The sequence below is a fragment of the Roseateles puraquae genome, from assembly GCF_002205845.1.
GTDB lineage: Bacteria > Pseudomonadota > Gammaproteobacteria > Burkholderiales > Burkholderiaceae_C > Pelomonas > Pelomonas puraquae.
Map to the genome: position 1 here is coordinate 1 of NZ_NISI01000017.1, position 16,182 is coordinate 16,182.

At 66.0% G+C, this 16,182-nt stretch carries 14 protein-coding genes and 1 pseudogene; 10 read left to right on the forward strand and 5 right to left on the reverse strand.

The window, feature by feature from the left end; genetic code table 11:
* Positions 1 to 495: 495 nt before the first annotated feature.
* The gene (locus CDO81_RS24885) at positions 496 to 1,656 is read right to left on the reverse strand and encodes a tyrosine-type recombinase/integrase (RefSeq protein WP_241517145.1); all 1,161 of its coding nucleotides are present in this window, start codon (positions 1,654 to 1,656) and stop codon (positions 496 to 498) included.
* Positions 1,657 to 1,831: 175 nt separating this feature from the next.
* On the opposite strand from CDO81_RS24885, the gene CDO81_RS24890 reads away from it, so the two are divergent.
* Positions 1,832 to 2,866, forward strand: coding sequence for a DNA-binding protein (locus tag CDO81_RS24890; protein ID WP_158218422.1), 1,035 nt, complete (start codon positions 1,832 to 1,834; stop codon positions 2,864 to 2,866).
* Between the two features lie 125 nt (positions 2,867 to 2,991).
* Positions 2,992 to 3,348: pseudogene (locus tag CDO81_RS24895) on the forward strand (ATP-binding protein); the annotation flags it as partial.
* Positions 3,349 to 3,351: 3 nt separating this feature from the next.
* On the opposite strand, the gene CDO81_RS24900 reads toward CDO81_RS24895, so the two are convergent.
* The 4 genes from CDO81_RS24900 to CDO81_RS24915 form a co-directional block, all read right to left on the reverse strand.
* Positions 3,352 to 3,675: a DUF6119 family protein gene (locus CDO81_RS24900; RefSeq protein ID WP_088485963.1), complete on the reverse strand. Its 324-nt coding sequence runs from the start codon at positions 3,673 to 3,675 to the stop codon at positions 3,352 to 3,354.
* A 636-nt stretch (positions 3,676 to 4,311) separates the two neighbouring features.
* The gene (locus CDO81_RS24905) at positions 4,312 to 5,124 is read right to left on the reverse strand and encodes a sulfite exporter TauE/SafE family protein (RefSeq protein ID WP_241517151.1); all 813 of its coding nucleotides are present in this window, start codon (positions 5,122 to 5,124) and stop codon (positions 4,312 to 4,314) included.
* Positions 5,125 to 5,128: 4 nt separating this feature from the next.
* Complete coding sequence (locus CDO81_RS24910; RefSeq protein ID WP_088485964.1) at positions 5,129 to 6,796, reverse strand: bifunctional protein tyrosine phosphatase family protein/NAD(P)/FAD-dependent oxidoreductase; 1,668 nt, start codon at positions 6,794 to 6,796, stop codon at positions 5,129 to 5,131.
* 28 nt (positions 6,797 to 6,824) lie between these two features.
* Entirely contained in the window at positions 6,825 to 7,748 is a 924-nt protein-coding gene (locus CDO81_RS24915) for an MBL fold metallo-hydrolase (protein ID WP_241517147.1), read from the reverse strand.
* Between the two features lie 252 nt (positions 7,749 to 8,000).
* Between CDO81_RS24915 and CDO81_RS24925 the strand changes: the two genes are divergently transcribed.
* From CDO81_RS24925 to soxB, 8 genes are all read left to right on the forward strand, one after another.
* On the forward strand, positions 8,001 to 9,341 hold the full coding sequence (locus CDO81_RS24925; RefSeq protein WP_088485967.1) for a sigma-54 interaction domain-containing protein: 1,341 nt from the start codon (positions 8,001 to 8,003) through the stop codon (positions 9,339 to 9,341).
* Positions 9,342 to 9,589: 248 nt separating this feature from the next.
* Positions 9,590 to 10,951, forward strand: coding sequence for a sulfite dehydrogenase (gene soxC / locus CDO81_RS24930; RefSeq protein ID WP_241517148.1), 1,362 nt, complete (start codon positions 9,590 to 9,592; stop codon positions 10,949 to 10,951).
* On the forward strand, positions 10,935 to 12,026 hold the full coding sequence (locus CDO81_RS24935; RefSeq protein WP_088485968.1) for a c-type cytochrome: 1,092 nt from the start codon (positions 10,935 to 10,937) through the stop codon (positions 12,024 to 12,026). Before soxC ends, CDO81_RS24935 begins: the two co-directional genes overlap by 17 nt.
* A 67-nt stretch (positions 12,027 to 12,093) precedes the next feature.
* A complete protein-coding gene (soxY, locus tag CDO81_RS24940) occupies positions 12,094 to 12,561 on the forward strand; it encodes a thiosulfate oxidation carrier protein SoxY (protein ID WP_088486038.1) in 468 nt (155 codons plus the stop codon).
* A 49-nt stretch (positions 12,562 to 12,610) separates the two neighbouring features.
* On the forward strand, positions 12,611 to 12,922 hold the full coding sequence (gene soxZ / locus CDO81_RS24945) for a thiosulfate oxidation carrier complex protein SoxZ (protein WP_193466537.1): 312 nt from the start codon (positions 12,611 to 12,613) through the stop codon (positions 12,920 to 12,922).
* 40 nt (positions 12,923 to 12,962) lie between these two features.
* Positions 12,963 to 13,784: a sulfur oxidation c-type cytochrome SoxA gene (soxA, locus tag CDO81_RS24950; RefSeq protein ID WP_088485970.1), complete on the forward strand. Its 822-nt coding sequence runs from the start codon at positions 12,963 to 12,965 to the stop codon at positions 13,782 to 13,784.
* Between the two features lie 10 nt (positions 13,785 to 13,794).
* Positions 13,795 to 14,427 (forward strand): sulfur oxidation c-type cytochrome SoxX, encoded by a 633-nt coding sequence (gene soxX, locus CDO81_RS24955; protein ID WP_088485971.1) that lies wholly within the window; start codon positions 13,795 to 13,797, stop codon positions 14,425 to 14,427.
* A gap of 7 nt (positions 14,428 to 14,434) precedes the next feature.
* A complete protein-coding gene (gene soxB / locus CDO81_RS24960; protein WP_088485972.1) occupies positions 14,435 to 16,174 on the forward strand; it encodes a thiosulfohydrolase SoxB in 1,740 nt (579 codons plus the stop codon).
* Positions 16,175 to 16,182: the final 8 nt, after the last annotated feature.

Sequence of the window (16,182 nt, forward strand, 5' to 3'; positions counted from 1 at the left end):
GGATCAAGAGCTCACTGGGCTTTCGCAGTCCCGCCCAGCATCGTCGGCGCCTGGGCATCGCCGCATAACCAGTCCAAGTTTTTGTCCGCATCCCCGGTGGGTCAAATTTCGGTCGGCGTCAACACCACTGGCAGAAGTTCTCCCACATGCTTCAGCCTGGCTCGCATAGCAGCGATATGTTGTTCGAGCCGTTGGCTGCCATGTCTTCTCCCTGTCAATTGATGTGCTTGAGGCAGCCTAGCAAAGCTTTGGTGGCCCATTCGGATCGCCGCCCCCTGTAGATGTTCACGCGCTACGGCGCTGCGCGGAATTTCTTGATCCCCATGCCCGTGTAGACACCTCCTGAACAGCCTTCGCGCTCTCTCCATCCATATCGGCCTCCCCATCAATGTTGCCGGCCTTTGATCTGGTCCCGCCGGAACCGTCAAGGCGTTGAAGCCCATTTAGATCTGTGCCACCGCAGCGCGGTCGTGGGCATCAAGTTGCTGCGGCCAGCTACCAGCCGATCCGATGAACCGCGCTGATCGCGGAGTGCCGCGCGTCGTCTTCGCCGTGGATGTAAATGCTGGTGGTCGTCAGGCTGCTATGCCCGAGCGTGTCGCGCGCATGGCGCAGGTCGGCGCCGTTGGCCAAGTTCGAGGCCGCAGTGTGCCGAAGCCAGTGCGTAGACGCGGCCCGCAGCTTGTCGGCCTGAACCTGTCCACGGCCGTCAGCCTCCCAGCGGTCTGCCGCGGCGGCGAAGACTTCCTTGACGATGGTGTGCACGGCGCTGCGCGATATGGCCTCAGGCCAGGCCGGCGCAGGATGGGAGGAGCGCCGCCAAGCCACCGGGAAGAGCAGGGGAGAGGGCTCACCAGGGGAGGGCAGGTCGCTCAACTCCAGCGCGCGGCGGTACTTCATCAGCTCGATCATCAACTCGGTCGTCGCCGGCACCAGCCTTTCCTTGTCGCCCTTGCCCAGGACCTGCACCCACCAGCGCGGATCGCCCGTCGTCGCGTCGGTGCGCATGAAGAAGTCGCCCATGTCGTTGCCGACAACCTCCGAGATGCGCAGGCCGGCCAGGAACAGCAGGCTGAAGAGCCATCGGGACCGTGCGTAGACAGCGCGCTCGCGCAGCGTCTCCTGGGGCATGGCCACGATGGTCTCGCGCACAGCCTGCCAGAGGTCGGTCTCTAGGAAGCGGGTCACCCTGGGTGCGGCCGCCTTGCGGCGCCGCTTGGCCAGCGCCAAGGGGTTGCCTGACAGGTAGCCGGCCTCGACCAGCCAGCCCATCAGCGAGTTCAGGATCACCATGGACTGCCGGATGCTGGCATCGGCCAACGGGCCCGCAAAAGGCCGCCATGCCGGGTCGCGCCGGGCCAGCTTGCGCCCTGGCGGCATCACCCAGCGCGCTGCCGGCTGCGGGTTGGCCAGAAAGCGCCGGTAGATCAGCAGGTCCTCATGCGTGAGCGACGACAGCGGCTTGCCCCGTTCGACCACGCTCCACAGAAGCAGCCGCTCGGCCTCGCGTCGGCTGCTGGCCAACGTGTTGGGGCTGTCAACGAACCGGGCGAGCCAGGCCAGCACCGCATCCTGGTCGGTTTCGGCGTCGATCTGGCGGTGGCCGCGCGAGCGGTTCGTGCCGTCGCGGCCGGTGAGGGCGTCGAGCACGACCATTTCGCCCAAGGGTGCCTGACTCGCCAGCACCAGTTCGACGGGGTTCCCACGGCCTGATTTGGTCTCACGCATTGGCGCACACCGCTTTTTACAGATTTTTGACATTATAGGAGTAATGTCAAAACTCTACAAAGAGGAGTTGAAAATCCAACGTAATACACCGTACTATCAACGCATGAGCACCGAATCCGAGATCCTTGCCGAGATCGAGGCGCTGAAGGCCAAGATCCCCGAAACGAAGGCGTTGTACCGCGAAGTCTGCGGCCTGCTGTTCTTCAGGCATGGGATCACGCCGACGACCAACAAGCTCTACCAGTTCGTACGCAAGGGCACCATGGCCACGCCGGCGGAGGCACTGGCTGCCTTCTGGGAAGAGCTGCGCCTGCGAGCCCGCGTCGAGATCGACCACCCGGATCTGCCTGATGAGATCAAGGCGCTCGCAGCGGAGGCCATCGCCGGGCTGTGGGGCCACGCCACGGCCGCAGCCAGGGGCGAGCTGGCCGCCTCCCGCCTGGAGCACCAGGCCGCGGCGGAGCGTGCTCAGCAGGCCCAGGCCGAAGCTGAGCAGGCAACCGCCCAGGCCCAGGTCGTAGCGGACCATCTGCGGACCGAGCTGGCGAGCAGCGAGGAGCGCACTCGGCAAGCCCTGGCCGACCTCGAAGCGGAGCGGCGCGACCATGCTGGTTCCAAGGCCCGGGTGCAACAGATGCAGGCCCAGCTGGATCAGGCGCGCATCCAGCAGCAGGAGCTGCAAGACAGCTTCAGCACCGAGCTGGCCAAGGCCCGCGAAGCCACCGAGGGCGCCCAGGAGCGCGCAGCCGCCGCGGAACGCCGTGCCCTCATGGAGATCGAGCAGGAGCGCCAGGCCCGAGCCAAGGCCGAGAAAGCCACCGAGGTAGCGCGCGAGAAGCTGGCTCTGGCTGAAGCGCGTGAACGCCAGCAGTCGCTTGAGCACGCTGAGGCCGTCACACGGTTGCAAATGGAGGCCAACACGGCAAAGGCCGCGCTGCAGGCCACCCAGGAGGCTCAACGAGGTGTGGAGCAGCAACTGGGCGAGCTCCGCGCTCAGCTCGCCGATGCTCAGCAGGCCGCGGCACGCCACCAAGCCGAGGCCCAGACGCTTCAGGGCTTGGTCGCACGGCTCACGCCCGCTGGCGCCCCAGCGCCAGCCCGACCAGCGCGCAAGAAGGCCGGGAAGGCGGACGGCTGACCCGGAACAGAGATCGTCCCAACCCAGCACACCAACATTGCCTAATTCGTCCAAGTCGCACTTGGAGCAAATGCTCATAACTAATAGTGTTATGACAGAAAATTGGCCTTATCCCGGCATGCCCCCGACTGATGTACGTGGACCTGCTCATCCTGGACGAGCTCGGCTACTTGCCGTTCAGCCAGGCCGGCGGGGCGCTGCTGTTCCACCTGCTGAGCAAACTCTACGAGCACACCAGCGTGGTCATCACCACCAACCTGAGCTTCGGCGAATGGGCCAGCGTCTTCGGCGACGCCAAGATGACGACGGCCTTGCTCGACCGACTCACGCACCACTGCCACATCGTCGAGACCGGCAACGAGTCCTGGCGCTTCAAGCACAGCAGCACGACCGTCGCGGCGGCGCGTGCCCGACCCACTCAACGCAAGAAGGGAGACTCCAAGACCTCAGAGATATCCACAGACTCGGGCTCCCTCGGGTAGCCTTCAGGGGTGGGTCAGTATTGAACGAGCACCCTGGGTCAGTTCGCTGCGAGCCTCAACAGACAGCAGAAAGGTGGCGTCGGCGGCGCGATAGATAAGCACGGCGCCGACGCTGTTCGGCCGACCGAAGGTGCCATCTGGAACCTCGGGGAGGGCGGTAAACAACCGGGTCCATGGTGGCTGCTGACGGACAACTTCGGTCTTCACGTAGAGCTGCGCCGCGCCTTCACCAATGTCAAGGTCGATCGGCGGATCGGCCTTGTCCAGATTGACCAGTTCAGGATCCGGCAGATCCTTGTTCTTGATCAGGTAGATGGACAGGCTCAACACCTTGGGCTTCGTAGCCACGCTTCCTCCCCGGCGAGTTGATCCCGCTCATGAAGCGAATTTGAAGTGGGCGATGGTGTTCGTCAACAGGGCCGACGCTATGCATCGCAGGAGCAGCATTGATGAGAGGGTTCTTCGATTGCCGTGCCTGGCGCCGGTCAACGACGCCAATTCATGAATCAATACAGGCGACGCGTGTCGTCGTGTGATTCAACGCATTGATTTACAAAGGGTTTTTGCTGCCGTACGCTTGCAGCAAGAGCGGGGCACAGCCCTGTGACAGCAAACTTGAGCCGCTGCTAGCCACACACGGCGAGCCACTTGCTGCCTTTGTGGAGTGGGCTAGCACCGTTGTTTCATGTCGTCCGAAGACCTTCACTTCCGGCAGCCACAGATTGCCGAGACCAGTCATTTGCGTCGTACGACAGAAAAGGGCGACTTGCCCAAGTTAAGGCCGGTAGGGCATTTGCGTCGCACTTTCCCTGGCGATCGTCACAGACATTCTTGTCGCCGGAGTGGTGTCACCGACATTCCAGGCGACAGTCGGTTGATCTGATATTTTACATAATGCACATTGTCGCTATTGATCTGATCTGCTGGTGTCTCCGACCTGCCGGATGAAGCCGACAGCTTGGACTACCCAAGTATTGATCGATACAGCATTGCCAGCGCCACACCGCCTGCCAAGAGCCCGAAGGCTTGCTGTATCCGCGCGCCGCTCAAGCGCTGGCTCACTTCCCGCCCGGCGACCAAAGCACCGGCGGCACCGGCCGCGAATGGCAGAGCGATTGCCCAATTCATGCCTCCTTGTGACGCGGCTCCCAACACGCCGCCGACGGACACCAGTGCAATCACGGCCATCGATGTGGCCACCACACCGCGCGTTGGCACATCGCTGAAGCCGCCCAGCATCGGCACGATGACAAACCCTCCACCGACGCCGAGCAGCCCACTGAGCAGCCCGGAAAGTGCACCGGTTGCAGACAAGACTGCAGTGCATGGCGCGCGCCAGGACAGCCGCCCCGTGGCAGGATTCATCGCACAAACGGGACGCTTGCGCTGTAGTGTCGACGCGGATGTGCGCCGCGCCTGGCGCAAGTTGCGCCAAGCCACCCACCCCAGGATCGCCGCGAAGACCGCCATCACGGGCCCGTTGGGAAGCAGGTGGGACAGCCAAACGCCCAGCGGCGCGATCAGCATCCCCGTCAACCCGATGAGCAGAGCCGCCCGGTACCGCACGACGCCCTCCCTCAGCCCAAGCAGCGCGCCCACGGAGGCCGCCAGGCCCACCGCCAGGAGCCCGACAGGTGCCGCCTGCGACATTTGCAGATGCAGACCAAACACCAAAAGTGGCACCGCCAGGATGCCGCCCCCGGCGCCGGTCAGCGCCAGCACGACCCCCACAGCGGCGCCCATCAGCAGACTGAGCGCGGTGACATCCATCACCATGGGCTCAACCCACCATTTCCGGTTCAGCCAGCCACTCACGCCCTTTGAGCATGCCTTCCCAGTACAGCGGCGGCAGGATGCGCTCCTTGAGCAGCCAGGCCAGGCGTGAAGGCTCGGTGCCGTTGATCAGCCACTTCGGGAAGCTCGGCGCGACCTTGCCGCCGTAGGTGAACTCCGCCAGCACGATCTTTCCGCGCTCCACGGTCAGCGGGCATGACCCGTAGCCGTCGTAGCGTGCCTCACCCTTGGCGGCGCCGCGAGCAGCGAGCACGTTGTGTGCGACGACCGGCGCCTGCTTGCGAGCTGCTGCCGCGGTCTTGGCGTTGCTGGTGTTGGCCGCATCGCCGAGTGCAAAGATGTTGGCGAAGGTCTTGTGGCGCAGCGTTGCCGGGTCCACGTCGACCCAGCCTGCCGCGTCGGAAAGGGGGCTCACGCGGATGAAGTCCGGCGCCTTCTGGGGCGGCACGACATGGATCATGTCGAATTCGCGGACGACGCACGTCTTGCTGCCATCGGGATTCGCCATGCTGAAGGTCGCCTTGCGAGCGCCCCCGTCGATCGCGGTGAGCGTCTGGCCGAAGTTCAAATGAATGCCGTAGGTCTCCACGTAGCGCATCAGCGCGGGGACGTAGTCGGCAACACCGAACAGCACCGCGCCGGCGTTGCAGAACTGGATGTCGATGTCCCGCAGCGCGCCAGTGCGAAGCCAGTGATCCGCCGACAGATACATCGCCTTCTGCGGCGCGCCAGCGCACTTGATGGGCATGGGAGGCTGGGTGAACACGGCACGACCACCGCGCAGCCGCTGAACCAGTTCCCAGGTGTAGGGCGCGAGGTCGTAGCGGTAGTTCGACGTGACGCCATTGCGCCCCAACGTCTCAACCAGACCCTCGATGCCATGCCAATCGAGCTTGAGCCCAGGGCACACCACCAACTGCTTGTACTTGACCACGCGGCAGCCATCGAGGATGACCGCATCGCGCTCAGGCTCGAAGGCCGCCACGGCCGACTTCAGCCAGTGCACGCCCCTGGGCAACACGGACGCCAGAGTTCTCGCAGTCGTCGAGGCGTCGAACACACCGCCGCCCACCAGGGTCCAGCCCGGCTGGTAGTAGTGCACATCGGCTGGGTCGATGATCGCGATGTCCAGCCCGGGCTGGCGTGCCAGCAGGCTCGACGCCACGGCGATGCCCGCGGCACCCGCGCCGATGATGACGACCTCGTGCGAGGCGTCCGCCACCTCGACCGGCGTCTTGCCGCCGTTGACCAGCCGGCGCACCACGCCTTTCAGGTCGTAGCCAGCACGGGCGGCGCGCTCGATGATCTCGGGTAGCGGCCGCTGGCCCGACTGCGACAGCGCCCACATCGTGGTCGAGCGCATCCCGGTGCGGCAGAAGGCCAGCACGGGCTTGGGGCTCGCGTCCATCAGCGCGCCGAACTGGCGCCCCTGCTCATCGGTCACCTTGCCGGATTCAGCGGGCAAGTAATGCAATGCAAGGCCCATTCCGCGCGCAGCGGCTTGCAGTTCGGCGAAGACGGGCTGGTCGTTGCCCTCCCCATCCGGGCGATTGCAGATCACCGTGCGAAAGCCTGCGTTGGCAATCTCTTGCAGGTCAGGCGCGTGGATCTGGGCGGCGACCGCCAATTCAGGCGTCAGGGTCTTGAGTTCCATGGTTGTCTCCGGGTTGTTAGTTGGGAACTCAGACCGCGTTGAGCGGGATCTTCAGGTAGCGCACACCGTTGTCTTCGGCCGGCGGCAAGGCACCCGCACGCATGTTGACCTGCACCGACGGAAGGATCAGCGTGGGCATGCCGAGCGTGGCGTCGCGTGCATTGCGCATGGCCACGAACGCGTCTTCGCTGATGCCGTCGCGAACGTGGACGTTGCTGGCTCGCTCTTCCGCCACCGTGCTGACGAACTGCACCTCACGACCGCCGGGCTGGTAGTCATGGCACATGTAGAGCTTGGTGGCCGGCGGCAGGCTCAACACCTTGTTGATTGACCGGTACAGCATCCGGGCATCGCCGCCAGGGAAATCGCAGCGGGCGGTGCCGTAGTCGGGCATGAAGAGCGTGTCACCCACGAAGGCGGCGATCTCGGCATCGGTGCCCTCGCCTGCCGTCACCACGTAGGTCATGCAGGCCGGTGTGTGGCCAGGCGTGTGCAGCGCGCGGGCTTGCAGGCCGCCGATGGTGAAGGACTCGTCGTCCTTGAAGAGGTGGTCGAACTGGCTGCCGTCACGCGCAAAGTCCGGCCCGGCATTGAAGAGCGTGCCGAAAACGTTCTGCACGGTGGTGATGTGCTGGCCAATGCCCAGCCGACCGCCGAGCGCCTTCTGGAGGTAGGGCGCCGCCGACAGGTGGTCCGCGTGGACGTGCGTTTCAAGAATCCACTGAACCTGGGCGCCGAGGTCCCGCACGCGGGCGATGAGCCGGTCCGCACTGGCGGTGTCCGTGCGGCCGGACTTGGGGTCGAAGTCCAGCACGCTGTCGACCAACGCGCACTGCATCGTCTGTGCGTCCAGCACCAGGTAGCTCACGGTCCAGGTCGCAGGGTCGAAGAAGCCCTCCACCTGGAGGCGCGGGGCTGTTGCCGGGGCGGTTGTCGTTGGGGTGGTGCTCAAGGGGGTCTCCTGGTCGCTGACTGCTTCAGCCGGGGTGGCATGGCAGTTGCGGGTGGTCAAGTGCCCCAACATGATCAAGAGCCGTGCCAACCCTGGCAATCAGTAGACGACTCCGCTAAGTAACTGATTTGCAAAGAACTAGAGGCATCAAGCCCGAACCCTGCCGCCCGCTGCGCCACTGCCATCTGCCGCTGCCTGGCACGCTGTGGCAGAAGATGGCAGAAGATGGCAACCACTTCCGTCAGCCTCACCATGCCCACGCCACCCTCGCCCACTCCGCAAGTTCAAGCCCTGGTGTCCTACCTGGAACACGAGTCGCAGCCCATGATCGTGCTGGACCCGGACTACAACATCCTCGCGGCGAACACGGCCTACCAGCGCCAGTTCGGGACAGCCGACCGGCCCTACCTCGGCCACAAGTGCTTCCGCGTCTCGCACCACTACGACGTGCCGTGCGACCAGGCTGGCGAGCACTGCCCGATGCGCCGCGCCTTCGAGCTCAAGGGGCCTGACCGCGTGCTGCACATCCATCACACGCCGCGCGGCCCGGAGCATGTGGACGTGGAACTGCGCCCCATCCTCGACGGCGATCGTCAGGTGGTGGCCTACGTCGAGCGGCTGACCACCGTGAAGCACGCCTCGGCCCGTGCCAACCAGGCAGGTCTGGTGGGGCGGTCGCCGGCGTTCAATACCGCGCTGGAATCCGTCCAGCGGGTGGCTCGGTCGCAGCTGCCGGTGCTGTTGCAGGGGGAGTCCGGCACGGGCAAGGAATTGTTTGCGCGCGCTGTCCACGAGGTGAGCGATCGGCACGGCGGCCCGTTCGTCGTCGTCGACTGCTCAGGGCTGCCCGAGACGCTCTTCGAGAGCGAGTTGTTCGGCCACGAGAAGGGTGCGTTCACTGGCGCCATGCACCGCAAGCCGGGGCTCGTCGAAACCGCGGCCGGTGGGACGCTGTTCCTCGACGAGATCGGCGACGTGCCGCTGGGCATGCAGGTCAAGCTGCTGCGGCTGATCGAGTCGGGTACTTTCCGGCGGGTTGGTGCAACCGAAACCCAGCAGGCGGACTTCCGCCTCGTGGCAGCCACGCACAAGCCGCTCCAGCAGATGGTGGCCGACGGCAGCTTCCGGCAAGACCTCTACTACCGCATCGCCGCCTTTCCGATCTACCTGCCACCGCTGCGCGAGCGTGCGGGCGACATTCCCCTGCTCGTGGACTCATTCCTGCAGCGGGGCGGCAAGGCAGCATCGACGGTGGTGATCCAGCCTGCCGCCATGGCCCGGCTGCAGGCCCACAACTGGCCCGGCAACATCCGCGAGTTGCGGAACGTGCTGGAGCGCGCCCGGTTGTTTGCTGACGACGGCGTGGTGCGACCCGAACACCTGCCCGAGTGGCTGCACGGGCGCCCTCACCCACTGCCGCCGGCCGCACCCGCCACGTCGGCCAGCCCGCCGCCGGCGCCCGCGCGTGATGTCGATGCCGAGATTCGCCGCATGGTGCAGGACGGCCAGCTCAGCCGCCGTGAGATGGCGGAGTCGCTGGGCCTCAGCGAGCGTACCTTCTACCGGCGACTGAAGGCACTCGGGCTGAGTTGAGCGTCACCGGGCATCGCCTAGGGTTGTCACCAAGGTTCTCTACTTCTGTAATCGTTAATATAACGATTGACTGATGTTGCGGCAGCGCAGCATCCGGCGCGCAGCCAGACGGCATCGCGCCGTTCAGATGAACAAAGGCAGCGCGTTCAGAGCCTGCCGCAGGAGACAAGGCTTCCTATGCCGTGCTCGCAGCCTCTCGCGTGCATCGCACCCGCCGGCACTCGCCGCGCCTCGGGGGAGATGACATCGTGACGCACTCCAGCCTGCCCTCCGGCCGCTTGCGCCCGGCGCCTGAAAACTTCCTCGATGGCGATGGCATCCGCGCTGTCGTCGACGAGGCCAAGCAGGGCCGTCGTGACTTCGTGCGCCATGCCTTCGCCGCCGCGCTGGCGGGCGGTGCCGCTGCGGCTACAGCCCAGCCCGCATCGGCCGGCGATCCCAATATCCTGAACTTGCCGGAGCACAGCCAGGGCCTGGGCCAGCCGGTGGCGGCGGAAGGGTATGGCAAGCCGTCCAAGTACGAAGCGAATGTGCAACGTCGCCCCAGCCCCGGGTTGACGCAGACGACCCAGGCCTCGGTCTCCTTCGCACCCCTGCAATCGCTGTTCGGCATCGTCACCCCCAGCGGCCTGCATTTCGAGCGCCACCACCAAGGCTGGTGGGACATCGACCCGTCCAAGCACCGCTTGATGATCAACGGCAGCGACGACAGCCTGCTGAAGAAGCCGCTCGTGTTCACGATGGACGAACTGATGCGGCTGCCGAGCGTGAGCCGCTTCCACTTCATCGAGTGCGGTGCCAACACCGGCATGGAATGGGGCAACGTGGCCGTGCCGACCTGCCAGTACACGCACGGCATGCTCAGCTGCAGCGAGTTCACCGGCGTGCCGCTGCGCGTGCTCTTCGACCTGTGCGGCGTCGACTACAAACGCGCCCGCTACGTCCTCGCCGAGGGCGCCGATGGCTCCAGCATGACGCGCACGGTGCCGATGGAACTCGTGGAGAGCGGCGAGGTGTTCGTCGCCTACGGCCAGAACGGCGAGATGCTGCGGCCCGAGCAGGGCTATCCGCTTCGGCTGGTCGTGCCGGGTGTGCAGGGCGTGAGCTGGGTCAAGTACCTGCGCCGGCTCGAAGTTGGCGATCAGCCCTACGGCACCAAGGACGAAACCGTCCACTACATCGACTTGATGCCCGGCGGCCTGCATCGTCAGTACACCAGCACGCAGGAATGCAAGAGCGTCGTCACAACGCCGTCCGGCGGCCAGGTGCTGCTCGACAAGGGCTACTACCAGATCAGCGGCCTGGCCTGGTCAGGGCGCGGCAAGGTCAAGCGCGTGGACGTGACGACTGATGGGGGCCGCAACTGGCGCACGGCGCGCCTGCAGGACCCCGTTATGAGCAAGTGCCTCACCCGCTTCACGCTCGACTGGCAGTGGGACGGCAAGCCGGCCCTCATCCAGAGCCGAGCCATGGACGAGACCGGCTATGTGCAACCCAGCACCCGCCAGCTGCGCGCGGTTCGCGGCACGCGGTCGATCTATCACAACAACGCGATCCAGTCCTGGCTGGTCGAAGAGAGCGGCGAGGTGCGCAATGTCCAGCTCTCGTAAGCCCTTCCTCGCCCTGCTGCTCGGAACCTTGGCAGTCCTGACCGCCTCGGCGCAGTCGACCTACCCAGGCATCGGGCGCGCCGCCACGCCCGCGGAGATCAAGGCCTGGGACATCGACGTCCGCCCGGACTTCAAAGGCCTGCCCAAAGGCGCCGGCACCGTGAGCCAGGGTCAGGACATCTGGGAAACCAAGTGCGCCTCCTGCCATGGCGTGTTCGGCGAGAGCAACGAGGTGTTCTCTCCCCTGGTGGGCGGCACGACGGCCGAAGACATCAAGACCGGCCGCGTCGCACGCTTGAACGACACCACCTTCCCGGGCCGCACGACGCTGATGAAGGTTTCCACCGTATCGACGCTGTGGGACTACATCAACCGCGCGATGCCTTGGAACGCGCCCAAGTCGCTGAAGACGGATGAGGTCTACGCCGTCACGGCCTACCTGCTCAACCTGGGCGGCATCGTGCCGGACGGCTTCACACTGAGCGACACCAACATCGCCGACGTGCAGAAGCGCATGCCCAACCGCAATGGCGTGACGACCGCGCACGCCATGTGGCCCGGCAAGGGCATGGGCAAGCCCGGCGCCTTCGACGTGAAGGCGACCGCCTGCATGAAGGACTGCGAGGCCGAGCCCAAGGTGGCCTCGCTGCTGCCCGACTTCGCGCGGAACAACAACGGCAATCTGGCCGAACAGCAGCGCCTGATCGGCCCCCAGCGCGGCGTCGACACCACTCGCCCGCCGGGCGCTCGGCGCGACGGGCCGATCACTGTCGCTGCAACGCCTGCCGCCCCGCCTCCAGCCGCGCCGAGCGGCACGGCCAATGCACTGGCTCTGCTCAAGAAGCACTCCTGCACGGCCTGCCACGGCATGGAGCAAAAGCTCGTCGGCCCGGGCTTCAAGCAGGTCGCCACCAAGTACGCCGGCCGCGCGGACGCCGAGGCTTACTTCGCCGGCAAGATCAAGGCGGGGGGCCAGGGCGTCTGGGGTCCGATTCCCATGCCCGCACAGGCGCTATCCGACGCTGATCTCAAGACCTTGGCGAACTGGCTCGCCACCGGTGCGGCCAGCCACTGACCCCTGGATTGCCCGCATGCATTCGCACACCAACACTTCTAACGTGGACCGCCTGAAGGAGACACCCATGACGAACCCCCTCAACCGCCGCATGGCGCTGGCCCGCTCCGCTCAGGTGGCCTTGATGCTCGGCGGACTGGGCTTGCTGCCCCGTGCTGCGCTGGCCGCCTACCCCACCGCGGCCTTCGAGGCCAAGACCATCGCCGACCTGATGAAGGCCCTCGGCGCTGGCGCTCCGGTCGAGAGCAAGGATGTGACCGTCACCGCGCCCGACATCGCCGAGAACGGTGCCGTCGTGCCGGTGGGCGCCTCTACCTCGCTGCCCGGCGCCAAGCGCCTGCTGCTGTTGGTCGAGAAGAACCCGAGCGTGCTGTCCGCAGCCTTCGACGTGAACGAGTTCGTCGAGCCCAGCTTCACCACGCGGGTCAAGATGGGCCAATCCTCCAACGTGCTCGCCGTGGCGCTGATGGCCGACGGCCGCGTGCTTTACGCCCAGAAGGAAGTCAAGGTCACGCTCGGTGGCTGCGGCGGCTGATCGCCCTGCCCCACCCGATCTCTCGCACAACGACATCAGGAGACAAAACATGCCCGATCCCATGCGCATCCGAGCCCAGGCGGCCGGCGACAAGACCACCGTTCGTGTGCTGATGAGCCACGAGATGGAAACCGGCCTCCGCAAGGACCCCGCCGGCAAGACGATTCCGGCCTGGTTCATCCAGGAAGTGACCGCCCAACTCAACGGCAAGCCCGTGCTCACCGCCGAGTGGGGTCCGTCCGTTTCCAAGAACCCCTTCCTGCAGTTCATCGTGAAGGGTGCCAAGGCCGGCGACAAGATCGCCGTCACCTGGCGCGACAACCGCGGCGAGACCCGCACCGACGAAGCCACGGTCTCGTGACCGGCCGCTGATTCGCCCGTTCGCCACTGCAGGAGGGCCCATGCGCTCACGACTGATTGCGTTCGCCGCCATCGCGGCCAGTGCCACTGCCACCCTACCCCTGGTGGCCCAGACCCCGCCCCAGCCCAAAACGGCCGCCGACGGCATCGCCGAATACCGCAAGATGCTCGAAGACGGCAACCCCGCCGAGCTGTTTGAAGCCAAGGGTGAAGACCTCTGGAAGACGCCTCGCGGGCCGAAGAACACCACGCTGGAGGCCTGCGACCTAGGGCTCGGCCCCGGCGTCGTCAAGGGTGCCTGGGCCCAGCTGCCTCGCTACTTTCCGGACACGAAGAAGGTGCAGGACCTGGAGTCGCGCCTGTTGACCTGCATGCAGACGCTGCAGGGCTTCGATGCCGCCGAGATTGCCGCCACGCCCTTCGACAAGGATGAGCAGAAGTCGGTGACGGCCCTGGCCGCGTGGATCTCGTCGATGTCGCGCGGCATGAAGATGGCGTTGCCGCAGAAGCATCCTGAAGAGAAGCGCGCCTACGAGCTCGGCAAGCGGGCCTTCTTCTACCGCGGCGGGCCGATGGACTTCTCCTGCGCCAGCTGTCACGGCGAAGCCGGCAAGCGCATCCGCCTGCAGGATCTGCCCGACCTGACGAAGAACCCGGGCGACGGCGTGGGCTTCGCGGCGTGGCCTGCCTATCGCGTCTCCAGTGGCGAGATGTGGAGCATGCAGCGGCGGCTCAACGACTGCTTCCGCCAGCAGCGCTTCCCCTACCCCGGCTTCGCCTCCGACGTCACCATCGCGCTCGGGGTCTACATGGGCGTCAACGCCAAGGGCGCCGAGTCCATCGCCCCTGCCATCAAGCGTTGAGGAGACCGACATGAAAATCCGATACCTCACGGCCATGACGCTGATTGCGGCCACCGGCGCCCATGCCCAGACGGCCAAGCAACTCGACCAGCAGGCCGACGCCATGATGCGCGCCTCGTTCCGCGAGCAGGGCATTGCCAAGCTCGACCGGCTGAACCAGGACGACGCACAAAGGGCCTGCTCGCAGGCCAAGCCGCCATCAGCCGCCGTCACGAAGAAGATCGAAGCCGCCCAGATGGCCACCATCAAGTGGCCGGCCGACGGGCAGTACATCGGCGACTGGAAGGAAGGCGAGAAGCTCGCCCAGAACGGCCGTGGCATGACCTGGACGGACGCCAGCGCCGCCCCCGCCAAGAATGGGGCCATGTGCTACAACTGCCATCAGATCGACAAGAAGGAAATCTCCTTCGGCACGATCGGCCCGAGCCTCTGGAACTACGGCAAGCTGCGCGGCGTCACCGACCCCGCGGACCCGGCGGCCGCCGCCATCGTCAAGTACACCTGGGGCAAGCTCTACAACAGCAAGGCCTACTCGGCCTGCTCCAACATGCCGCGCTTCGGCCATGCCGAACTGCTCAACGAGCAGCAGATCCGCGACGTGATGGCCTTGCTGCTGGACCCGAAGTCTCCGGTCAACCAGTAGGCGCGCCATGTCCCTGTCCAAGCGCGATTTCCTGCAGGTGCTCGGCTGCGCGGCGGCGGCCGGTCTGCCGCTGGCCCGAGTAGCCGAGGCGGCTCCCGAGAAGGCAGAAGCCCAGTTCTACGACCTGCCACCCTTCGGCAACGTCTCCCTGCTGCACATGACGGACTGCCATGCGCAGCTCCAGCCCATCTACTTCCGCGAGCCCAGCGTGAATCTGGGCATCGGCAGCATGCAGGGGCAGTTGCCCCACCTCGTGGGCGAGCGCTTGCTGAAGGCTGCAGGCATGCGGCCGGGTACGGCGTCTGCACACGCGTTCACCGCACTCAACTTCGATGCGGCCGCGCGCCGCTACGGCAAGGTGGGCGGCTTCGCGCACCTCGCCACGCTGGTGAAGCGCCTGAAGGCCAGCCGCCCCGGCGCGCTGCTGCTCGACGGCGGCGACACCTGGCAAGGCTCCGCCACGTCGCTGTGGACGAACGCGCAGGACATGGTCGACGCCTGCAAGCTGCTCGGCGTGGACGTGATGACCGGGCACTGGGAGTTCACCTACGGCATGGAGCGGGTGAAGGAGATCGTCGACAAGGACTTCGCCGGCAAGGTCGAGTTCGTCGCCCAGAACGTGAAGACGGCCGACTTCGGCGACCCGGTGTTCAAGCCCTACACGCTACGCACGATCAATGGCGTGCCCGTGGCGATCATCGGCCAGGCCTTCCCCTACACGCCCATTGCCAACCCGCGCTACATGGTGGCGGACTGGGAGTTCGGCATCCAGGACGCCAACATGCAGAAGGTCGTGGATGAAGCGCGGGCCGCGGGCGCCCAGCTCGTCTGCATCGTGTCGCACAACGGGATGGACGTCGACCTCAAGATGGCCTCGCGCGTGCGCGGCATTGACGCGATCTTCGGCGGCCACACGCACGACGGCGTGCCGATGGCGGTGCCGGTCAAGAACGCCGGAGGCACCACGCTGGTCACGAATGCCGGCAGCAACGGCAAGTTCCTCGGCGTGATGGACTTCGACGTCAAGGGCGGCCGGCTGGTGGACTTCCGTTACCGCCTGCTGCCCGTCTTCGCGAACCAGCTGCGCCCGGACGCCGACATGCAGGCGCTGATCACCAAGATCCGCGCTCCGTTCGAGAAGCGCCTGAACGAGAAGCTGGCCGTCACCGACGGCCTGCTCTACCGCCGGGGCAACTTCAACGGCAGCTGGGACCAGCTCATCTGCGATGCGTTGATGGACGTCCAGGGCGCCGACATCGCCTTCTCGCCCGGCTTCCGCTGGGGCACCAGCCTGCTGCCGGGCGACACCATCACGCGCGAGCTGCTGATGGACCAGCTCGCCATCACCTACCCGTACGCCACGCTCACCGAAATGACCGGCGCGACGATCAAGACCATCCTTGAGGACGTCGCCGACAACCTATTCAACCCGGACCCCTACTACCAGCAAGGCGGCGACATGGTGCGCGTCGGGGGCCTGACCTACACGATGCAGCCCACGGAAGCCATGGGCCGGCGCATTGCCGACATGCGCCTGCACGGCAAGCCCATCGAGGCCGACAAGCGCTACAAGGTGGCCGGCTGGGCGCCGGTGGCGGAGGACGCCAAGAACGCGCCGGGCGTGAAGCCCGTGTGGGAGCACGTGGAGACCTGGCTGCGCAGCCAGGGCGGCCGCGTGAAGCCGCGCACGATCAACACGCCGAAGCTCGTGGCCATGCAGGGCAACCCCGGGCTGATGCCTTCCTGAACGAGGAG